The organism is Streptomyces sp. NPDC054841 (assembly GCF_053611045.1).
Genome location: NZ_JBSGZO010000408.1, coordinates 1 through 7,955 on the forward strand (window position 1 = coordinate 1; position 7,955 = coordinate 7,955).

The window sequence follows — 7,955 nt, forward strand, 5'->3', positions numbered from 1 at the left end:
GACCCAGACCATGTTGATGATCCCGGCCGCGACACCGGCGAGCAGTTCGAAGTAGACGGGACCGGCGAGCGCGACGATCCGTTTCCGATGCCCCATGGGCCCCCCATTTCTCGTGGTACCTCGAATCGAGGTATCCCGAAAAGAGGTACCATGAGTCGCCGGACACGACAACCGATGGGGAGCGGACGTTGCTGGAGCTGACGATCCTGGGATTCCTCAATGAACAGCCCCTGCACGGCTACGAGTTGAAGGAACGGATCAGAGGGCTGAGCGGCCATGTCCGCCCGGTCAGCGACGGCGCGCTCTACCCCGCGCTCACCCGCCTCGTGAAAGCCGGAAAGCTGGCGGAGCGCACCGAGGCGGGCACGAGCGCCGCGCCGCGCCGCATCCTGTCCCTCACCGGCACCGGCCGTGCCGCACTGCTGGAGCGGCTGCGCCACCCCAAGGACGCCGACATCACCGACGGGCAGCGCTTCTTCACGCTGCTCGCGTTCCTGGGGCAGCTGCCCGACCGCCGCGAGCAGGCGGCCGTGCTCCGCCGCCGCCTGGCGTTCCTGGAGACTCCGGCCAGCTTCTTCTACCGGGACGGCGAGCCGGTACGGGCGGAGGAGGCGGACGACATCTTCCGCCGGGGGATGCTGCGGATCGCCCGTGCGACGGGAACGGAGGAGAAGCGCTGGCTGGCGGAGGCGATCGCCGAGCTGGACGCTCCGGGCCACGGTTCGAGCCCGTCCGGGGGTCCCCCACGCCGCAGGGCGCAGGGCGCAGGGGGAGACTGACGCCGGAGACACGGGCCGCCCCTGCGCCGTACGGGGACGACAGTCGCCTTGGCGCCGTACGGGACGACGCTCGTCCCTGCGCCGCAAGGGGACGACAGTCGCCCCGGCGCCGTACGGGGACGACGCTCGCCCCGGCGCCGTACGGGGACGACAGTCGCCCCGGCGCCGCACGGGGACGGCAGTCGGCCCCGCCTCATCCCAGGCGCGCCCGCACGTACTCCCGCCAGTCCGCCGTGAACGCCTCCGCGTCCGTACCCAGCACCTCGTGGAGGCCCTTCGCCGGCCCGTCGTCGCCCACCGCCCGGTAGAACGCCGTCAGCCGGTCCTCACCCCAGCGCTCGGCGATCAGCTCGCACGCCAGCCAGGCACCCTCGTACGCGCGGCCGAGCGCCGCCGTGTCGCCGCCGAAGCGGAAGTCGGCGTCGGCGGGCAGACGGGCGGGGAGATCGCCGCGGCGGACCGCCCGCCGCAGTTCGGGTGCGGCCTGGCCGGCGGTGCGGTCGGTGCCGCGGTAGGCGGCCCAGTCGGCGAATCCCTCGGAGAGCCACATCGGGGTTCTGGCGGAGGTGTGCGCCCTGGTCGCGACATGGGCGGTCTCGTGGGTGAGGACGATCCGCCGGCCGAACTCGCCGAGCAGACCGTACGCCTCGGGGTTGACGACCACCCGGTCCGCCGGCGCCACCCCGCTCCCGCCGGTCTCGGCCGTGGTGACCGCCGCGATCCCCCGGTACCCCGCCGCGGGCGCGCCCAGCAGTCGCGCCATCGCGTCCAGCGAGGACGGCACCAGGACGACCACGCGCCCCGCCCACGCCTCGGGCCAGGCGGCCGAGACCGCGGGCACGGCCCGGTCCGCCTCCGCCGCGATGCGCCGGAGCCGCGCCCGGTCCTGGCCGACGCCGAGGACCAGGCTGTGCGCGCCGCGTACGACCTCGACGTCGCCCTGCTGCCACAGCTGCTGGCCGCCGCCGCGGTCCGGGCGGTCGGCGGTGACGTACCAGCGGCCGTCACGCTCGGCCAGCTCCAGGGTGCGGCCGGTGGTCACGGGCGCGCTGTCGTACCCGTCGAAGCGGTAGCGCAGCTGGGCCTCTGCGATGGCACGGCCGCCGGAGCGCCGCACGCCGGTTAGCCGGTACTCCCAGGAACGCAGCGGTATGTCCGTGAGGTTCGCGAGCTCCTTGCGCCCGGTTTCCCGCAGCTGCCGGGCGGAGGGGTCGAGGGCCGCGAGATACCCGGCCTCGTCGTGCCCGAGCACGGCCGCGGCCCGGGCGTCGAGCGTGCGCTGGATGTCACGGGTCGTGGTGTCGGGCGGCGTGGGCCCGGCGCAGCCGCCCGCGAGGGCGAGCAGCCCGGCGGCGACGAGCGCTGCCACCCGCCGTCCCGCCCTGCGTCCGAAGAACCCCTGACCAGCCACCCTGCCGATCGTATGCGAACCGCAGGGGCGCGCCGCCGTCGAAAGGGAGACCCCGCGGAGGCCCCGAGGAACGAAGGACCGAGCACGACCGACCGTCGACAGCGACTGAGGCGCCCCGGAGGTGAGCCGAAAAGTCGTTGAACCGCAGGGGCGCGCCGCTGCCGAAAGGGAGACCGCACGGAGGTCCCGAGGAACGAGGGACCGAGCACGACCGACCGTCGACGGCGGCTGAGGCGGCTCTGCCGCGGGTGTGCGATCAACTGGTCAGGGGCGGGTCACCGATGCGATCGGCATCATCCGCACGGGGTCGTAGCGCACGCTCGCCCCGGGATAGGGCGCGTGCACGACCTGGCCGTTGCCGACGTACATCCCGATGTGGCTGGCGTCGGAGCGGTACGTGACGAGATCGCCGGGCCTGGCCTCCGACAGCGGCACCTGCTGTCCGGCGTAACGCTGCGCCTGGGAGGTGCGCGGCAGCCCCACGCCCGCCTGGGCGTAGGACCACTGGGTGAGCCCGGAGCAGTCGAAGCTGTGCGGCCCGTTGGCGCCCCACACGTACGGCCTGCCGACCACGCTCCGGGCCGCCGCCAGGGCTGCGGCCGCCCGCGAGGAGGACGGCCCGGGGCCGCCGGACAGGTCTGGCAGTCCGTCGCCGCGGCCGGAGCGGGAGGCGCGTTCGTACGCCGCGCGCTCCGACAGGGGAAGGGAGTTCAGCAGCCGCCGCGCCTCGGCGAGCTTCGCCTCGACGCTGCGCTTGTGGCGGGCGACGGCGGACCGCGTGCGCTCCAGCTCGGCCAGCTTCAGGGTGGCTTCGGACCGCTCCTGGCCGAGCCCGCGCTGGGCCCGCTGGAGATCGCGCAGGGCGATGGTCTGGCGGGAGCTGAGCCGGTCGAGGAGCGCGGCCTTGTCGAGATACGTGTCCGGGTCCTCGGAGAGCAGCAGGGCGAGGGCGGGGTCCATGCCGCCGGAGCGGTACTGGGCGCCGGCCACCGAACCGAGCGTGCTCCGCATCCGGTTGATCCGCTCCTGGCCGCGTGCCGCCCTGTCCTGCGCCGCCGTCACCTGCTCGCGCAGTTCGTCGGCGCGCTCGTCGGCCTTGTTGTGCTGTTCCGTGGCCTTCTCGGCCTGCTCGAACAGCCGGTCGACGTTGGCCCGGGTGGCCTCGGGGGTGTGGACCGGGTCGGCGCCGGCCGGTGCGGTGCCGAGCGCGGCAGCGGCGGTCGCCACCGCGGCCGAGAGGAGGGTGACCCTGGCGCCTCGATTGAAACCGGACGCTGAGGATCGGCGATGGGACGCCACAGGAGCCGTACTCCCTTCCGCTGGACACAGCTTGGTCAGCTGTTGCGCGGCAGACAGTAACGGTGTGGACACGGAGCGACCAAAGGCCGCAAAGGGTACACACAGTGACGCCCCGCCGGAGATCACAGGTCACCGGCGGGGCGTGCTGTCAGCAGAGGGTCCCGCGATTCGCCCGATTGGGCGTCAACTACGGGGCGGCGATCAGATCCGGACGCCGAACTGGAAGGTGCCCATGTAGTCCATCGACTCGTAGCGGACGACGGCACCCGGCTTCGGGGCGTGCAGGATCTGGTTGTTGCCCGCGTACAGACCCACGTGCGACAGGCTGTTGAAGAAGACGAGGTCGCCAGGCTTGAGCTGGCTGCGGCCTATCTTCACACCGTCGTTCTGCTGGGTGTAGGTGGTCCGCGAGATGCTGATGCCCGCCTGGCGGTACGACCACTGCGTAAGCCCGGAGCAGTCGTACGAGTTGGGGCCCTCGGCGCCGGACATGTAGGGCTTGCCGAGCTGGCTCGCGGCGGCGTTGAGCGCGGCGGCGCCGCGCTGGGAGGCCGGGACCTCGTTGCCGAGGTCCACGCGGTCGCCCGCGTCGCGGCTGGCGCGCTGCTCCTCCTCCTGCATCTTCGCCCGCTCGGCGGCGGTCAGGGTGTTGAGGAGCTTCTGCGCGTCGGCGAGCTTGCCCTGGTACTTCTTCTTCTTCTCGCCCAGCGTCTTGCGGACGTCCTCGAGGTCGCCGAGCTTGCGGGCGGCCTCGGCGCGCTCCTGGGCGAGGGTGCGCTGCTTCGACTGGATGTTCTCCAGCGCGGCGGTCTGCTTGGCGCCGATCTGGTCGATCGCGGACGCCTTGTCGAGGTAGGTGTCCGGGTCGGAGGAGAGGAAGAGCTGGATGGCGGGGTCGACGCCACCGGAGCGGTACTGGGCGCTGGCCACCGAACCCAGGCTGTCGCGCAGGGTGTTGAGCTCGTCCTGACCGCGGGCGACCTTGTCCTGGATCGCGTCGATTTCCTTCTGGAGCTTGGTCTGCTGCTCCTTGGCCCCGTTGTACTCCTCGGTGGCCTTCTCCGCCTCGTGGTAGAGCGCGTCGACCTTCGCCTTGACCTCGTCCTTGCTCGGCTTGGCCGGGGCGGCCTGCGCGGCCTGGGAGGTCAGGGCGACTGCCGCGGCGGCGGTCGCGGTGAGCACGGTCACACGGGTGCGGCTCGGCTGCTTGGGACGACGGTGGGACGCCACGAAGGCGAGCTCCTTCTTCCTCGAGCCGCCTACCGGGCAGTGGGGGGTTGAATCCCCGGCTCCGTACAGAGTCAGCTCCCCCGCGAAATTGGGCTGAACTGCACGAAATCGGCGGTTCCTTCGCTGTCGTCCCGGGTGGACGATCAACCGCGCGAAGGTTCGAGGCCTGACCCTAGTGACCTTCTTGTGATCAGTTCAAATCCTCATGAGAAAAATCTGGCCCACGGAGCACATTCTTTACAGACACCACACGCGTAGTAGTGGCGACTTGACGGTACGTTCCGCGAAATCAGTCATCAGGCCTGTTAGTTACGAACGTCACTAGACGCGCGAAAGCCGCTTCAGTAGCAATACGGACGCGACGGGCCTGGCGCCCGCCTTCGCCACTCCGTCGGCGACCTCGCGGTCGGCGGAGACGACGACCACGGGCCGGCCGGGCGGCTCGGCCCGCACGAGCTGACGGATGAGCTCGTCCGCGGTCACGCCCGGCTTGGAGAACAGCACCCGCACACCGCGCGGCGGCGCCAGCAGCACCGGAGCGGCCAGCTCCGCGCCGTCGAAGACACAGGTGATCTCGGCGCCCGTCTGGGCCGCGAGCATCGCGAGACCGCCGAGGAGCCGCAGCCGCTGCTTCTCCAGAGGCATCGTCGGATAGCCGGTCTTGGTGACGTTGTAGCCGTCCACCACGAGATGCACCTGAGGCAGCGCGAGCAGCTGGTCGAGCAGTGCGGGATCGGTCTCGGAGAGCGCACGGGCCGCGATGTCCTTGGGACTCATACGGCCGGGCTCCACCGCGTCGACGGTGTCCGCGGGATGGAGGGACGCGGGCGGCAGAGCCAGTTCGCGGCGCAGTCCCGAGGCCGCGTCCAGCACGGTGTCCAGCAGCAGCCGTACGCGCATGTCCTCGATCGAGCGGCCCTCGCGGGCGGCTCTGCGGCTCGCCTCGACGGCCGACTCCGCCTCGCCGAGCCGGGCCTTGAGCCGACGCGTCTCGCTCTCGGCCGCGGACACCTGGGCGTGCGCCTCGGTCTTCGCCGCCTCGAGCTCGGCGGTGCTGCGGCGCAGGGCCGCCTCGCCGCGCTTCACGTCGCTCTGGGCGCTGCGCAGCTTACGGTGAAGCGATTCGGCTTCCTTGCGGGCGGCCTCCAGTTCGGCGCGCAGCCGCTCGCTCTCGGACCTGGTCTGCGCCCGGAGCCGGTCGAGCTCCTCGCGCAGCCGCTCCAGCTCTCGCCGGCCCTCCTCGTCGGCGCGCTCGGCGTCCGCGCGCTGGACCTCCTCGCCCGCGGCGGCCACCAGCTTCACCCAGCCGGCCGGGCGCAGTACGTAGGCGGCCGCGGCCACATCGACGGGGTCGGCGGCCGCGGGCAGCGATCCGGACTCCAGCGCACCGGTCAGCTCCGGCTGAGCCTCGCGCAGCCGCTCGCCGATGCGCTGGCGGAACAGCGGGTCGCCCTCCAGTGCGGCGGCCATGGCGTTGCCCGCGAACTTGGCGCGGCGGGTGGGGGTGAAGCGGGCGTACTGCCGCAACTGGGCGGGGAGTTCGGTGACGGTCAGCCCGCCGAAGGCGTCCGAGACCAGCGCGACGACCCGTCGCCGCACACCTTCCGGCAGCGGGCGGTCGAGCGCCTCGGCGGCGTCGCCGGCACCGGCCGGTCCGGCGCCGCTGTCAGGCTGCTCCACAATCCGTCACCCCACTGTCTCCCTACGGGCCCGGGCGCCTCCTGTCAGGAGCCGGTGCCCGGCCTGTCCACCAGTTCGATCTGGTCCGCGGCGTTGCACCAGCGGCAGCGGACCGACTCGATGGTCTCACTGACCACCTCCCGCTCCTCCACCTTGGGCTCGCCCGCGAGGTCCAGATGGACGTACTCGACGACCTTGGACGAACGCGTCACGTCGAAGCGGGTGAGATTGCCGCACAGGGTGCAGCGCCACCGGGTCAGGGCCGTCGGCATGGGTACCGTCGTCATCGTGCCGTCCTCTTCTGGTCGTGCGTACTGCCCGTAACCCTACGACCTCACGGGTACGCGGTGACACGGCGAGGCAGTCTGCCCCGATCGGTCCCGGTACGCCATGCTCTGGTCATGATCGATCGGCGGACAGCGGTACGGGCCGCGGTGACCGGCCCCGTGGTGACCTACGGAGTGATCGGTCTGTGCTGTCTGCTGTTCGTCATCGGTCCGGTTTCCGGACTCAACCCGTCATACGGCACCGGGGACACGCTGCTCGGCGCCCAGGCCTCCCACTTCGAACGCTGGGGCGTCATCCCGGACGAGCTGATGCGCAGCTCCCCGCGTGCGCTCCTCACCCCACTGACCGCGCTCTTCGTGCACGGCAGCTGGCTGCATCTGCTCGGCAACATGCTCTTCCTCTATGTCTTCGGCGCGATGACGGAGGAGCGCATGGGCCGCGTCCAGTTCACCCTCTTCTATCTCGGCTGCGGCTATCTGGCGCTCCTCGCGTACGCCGCGGCCAACGCGGACTCGGGCCAGACGCTGGTAGGGGCGTCCGGGGCGATCTCCGGGGTGCTCGGCGCGTTCCTGCGCCTCTTCCCCAGGACACGGGTGACGAGCCTCTTCCCCTTTCTGTTCTTCCTGCCGCTGCGCTTCCCCGCCTGGGCCGTCCTGATCTTCTGGTTCGTCCTGCAGTGGCTGGCGGAGGCGCAGAGCTCGTCGTCGGGGCCGGGGGTGGCGTATCTGGCGCATCTGGTGGGGTTCGGGATCGGCTTTCTCTACGCATGGGGCCGTTTCCGGCAGACGGCTAGAGTGAAAGCCCAAGCAGCGGCCACCGAGGGAGAAAGACAGCCGTGATCACTGCGATCGTGCTCATCAAGACCAGCGTGGACCGCATCCCCGAGATCGCCGAGGCGATCAACGCGGTGGAGAACGTCAGCGAGGTCTTCTCGGTCACCGGTACGTACGACCTGATCGCGATGGTCCGGGTCAGCAAGCACGAGGACCTGGCGGACGTCATCCCGGGCCACATCAGCAAGATCCCGGGCGTCGAGGCGACGGACACGCACGTCGCGTTCCGTACGTACTCCCAGCACGACCTGGAGGCGGCGTTCGCGATCGGCCTCGACGCGTAGGCCCTGTCCGGCGACCGGCCCGCACACCGGGCCCGTCCGGGGACACCCCCGGGCGAAGCTCCGGGAGAGTTCGAGCACGGACGCTCCGGAGAGACATCCCGTCGGCACGCGGCACGGTGCGCGCGAAGCGCTCGGCCGCGCCGGCGAATTC

8 protein-coding genes are annotated in these 7,955 nt (G+C 71.5%); 3 read left to right on the forward strand and 5 right to left on the reverse strand.

Annotated features, from left to right (window positions below):
- The first annotated feature begins 188 nt into the window (after positions 1-188).
- Positions 189-779, forward strand: coding sequence for a PadR family transcriptional regulator (locus ACWGI8_RS34790; RefSeq protein ID WP_453667132.1), 591 nt, complete (start codon positions 189-191; stop codon positions 777-779).
- A gap of 193 nt (positions 780-972) precedes the next feature.
- On the opposite strand, the gene ACWGI8_RS34795 is transcribed toward ACWGI8_RS34790, so the two are convergent.
- The 5 genes from ACWGI8_RS34795 to ACWGI8_RS34815 all read right to left on the reverse strand — a co-directional run bounded on the left by ACWGI8_RS34795 (position 973) and on the right by ACWGI8_RS34815 (position 6,686).
- Positions 973-2,190: a hypothetical protein gene (locus ACWGI8_RS34795; RefSeq protein ID WP_453667134.1), complete on the reverse strand. Its 1,218-nt coding sequence runs from the start codon at positions 2,188-2,190 to the stop codon at positions 973-975.
- Positions 2,191-2,454: 264 nt separating this feature from the next.
- Complete coding sequence (locus ACWGI8_RS34800; protein ID WP_453667135.1) at positions 2,455-3,489, reverse strand: NlpC/P60 family protein; 1,035 nt, start codon at positions 3,487-3,489, stop codon at positions 2,455-2,457.
- A 201-nt stretch (positions 3,490-3,690) separates the two neighbouring features.
- Positions 3,691-4,719 carry an NlpC/P60 family protein gene (locus ACWGI8_RS34805; RefSeq protein ID WP_453667136.1) on the reverse strand — a complete coding sequence of 343 codons (1,029 nt, stop codon included), beginning with the start codon at positions 4,717-4,719 and terminating at the stop codon, positions 3,691-3,693.
- A gap of 321 nt (positions 4,720-5,040) precedes the next feature.
- Positions 5,041-6,399: an NYN domain-containing protein gene (locus ACWGI8_RS34810; protein WP_453667137.1), complete on the reverse strand. Its 1,359-nt coding sequence runs from the start codon at positions 6,397-6,399 to the stop codon at positions 5,041-5,043.
- 44 nt (positions 6,400-6,443) lie between these two features.
- Positions 6,444-6,686: a hypothetical protein gene (locus ACWGI8_RS34815; protein ID WP_453667139.1), complete on the reverse strand. Its 243-nt coding sequence runs from the start codon at positions 6,684-6,686 to the stop codon at positions 6,444-6,446.
- Between the two features lie 114 nt (positions 6,687-6,800).
- Here ACWGI8_RS34815 and ACWGI8_RS34820 point away from each other — a divergent pair, with 114 nt between their 5' ends.
- Together ACWGI8_RS34820 and ACWGI8_RS34825 are read left to right on the forward strand one after the other, a co-directional pair.
- Positions 6,801-7,526 (forward strand): rhomboid family intramembrane serine protease, encoded by a 726-nt coding sequence (locus ACWGI8_RS34820; RefSeq protein ID WP_453667141.1) that lies wholly within the window; start codon positions 6,801-6,803, stop codon positions 7,524-7,526.
- A complete protein-coding gene (locus tag ACWGI8_RS34825; protein WP_453667143.1) occupies positions 7,523-7,804 on the forward strand; it encodes an Lrp/AsnC family transcriptional regulator in 282 nt (93 codons plus the stop codon). Before ACWGI8_RS34820 ends, ACWGI8_RS34825 begins: the two co-directional genes overlap by 4 nt.
- Positions 7,805-7,955 lie beyond the last annotated feature (151 nt).